Genomic DNA, 1,355 nt, shown 5'->3' on the forward strand with positions numbered 1-1,355 from the left:
CTACAAACTCTACGACACCTTCCAAGGTATCATCAGCGACGTTCGCGGCTCAGACGACCTTACGCTCGAATCCTATCTGGCTGACGCGGCCAACCAGTCCGAGTTGTATCTACAGATTGCCAACGCAGACATTGACCGATACGACCACGGAGGAAACGAGGCCATCAACGAGAAACTGACACACTTACACTACATCAAGTCTGTTCAGGCTCGTACGCTTCTTCTCCGTATCTTCCAAGAATTTGACAACCCGAACAAGGTTATGGAAGCACTCGGTGTTCTTGAGCGGTTCTTGGTCCGGTGGAAAGTCGCCAATTACGCGACTGGTGGGCAGTTGGACCGCATCTATTCCGAACTCTGCTCGACCGTATTCAACGAAAGCGACCCTATAGAAGAGATGCGAGGATACCTTCGCGGCAAGTACCCGAGTGATGCCGAATTTAGGGCTGGTATCGAGAACAAGCGGGTCAAACTCAATGACCGAACGAGGTACATGCTCAAACGAATCGAGGAGGTCCACTACAACGGGAACGTAGACCGGATGGGTGATTATGACATCGAGCACATCGCTCCTCGTTCCGCATACACCGCCACTCGTCACAGCGCGTGGGTTACGGCGTTGAATACGACACAGGCGACGTTTGAACAGCACCGAGACCGTCTCGGGAATCTTACCCTCCTCGAATCGGACAAAAACATCCGTGCGAGTAACGACCCGTTCGAGACGAAAAAGAACGAATATGCCTCATCAGACATCGCTATGACTCGGGCTGTCGGTGAGAACTACGACAACTGGAACCTCGACACCATACAAGAGCGAACGTCAGAACTCGCGGAAGTCGCTCTGAACATCTGGTCTCTGTAAGTTCTCTCGCTCTAATCATTTGGAGAGTTAGCGCATAATTCTTATTTCTGACAAATTCCACAAAACGCAGTCAAATCTGACCACAATAGAGAGGCGAACTTACCAAATTTCGCGCGTGCCTTGCCGACTGGTGTTCCAACCCCCAACCCCTCCCTCTGGTAGACCTCCGAGAACAGGGGAATCCGCTCACAGTCCTCCCCGTTTGACTGCGCTTTCTGGCGGTATGGCTCCTCTCGGCGTGAAGTCGGGGCCAAGGCGCGTGCGCATTGGCCGTCGCCGACCGGCCCTCTGAACTTCATGTTTCGAGGGGGTCGCTCTCTCTAAGGTTACCACTCTTAGGGTATCTACTCTCCGTGTCAACTCGCTCTTAGAACTCGTGTTTAAACTCGATGACCCCCCGGAGTACAGTACGCTCTCTTAGAACACGTTGGTTGAGAGGATGGGTTTACACTCTCTATTAGAACACGAGAGTCCCGAGAACGGGCCTTTT

At 52.6% G+C, this 1,355-nt stretch carries 1 protein-coding gene; it reads left to right on the forward strand.

Going from position 1 to position 1,355, the window contains the following annotated elements; all coding sequences use genetic code 11:
* On the forward strand, window positions 1-865 hold an 865-nt coding region (locus EXE45_RS16210), incomplete at its 5' end, for an HNH endonuclease family protein (protein WP_158294281.1).
* Window positions 866-1,355 lie beyond the last annotated feature (490 nt).

This window comes from Halorubrum sp. SP9 (assembly GCF_005435015.1).
GTDB classification, from domain to species: Archaea; Halobacteriota; Halobacteria; order Halobacteriales; family Haloferacaceae; genus Halorubrum; species Halorubrum sodomense.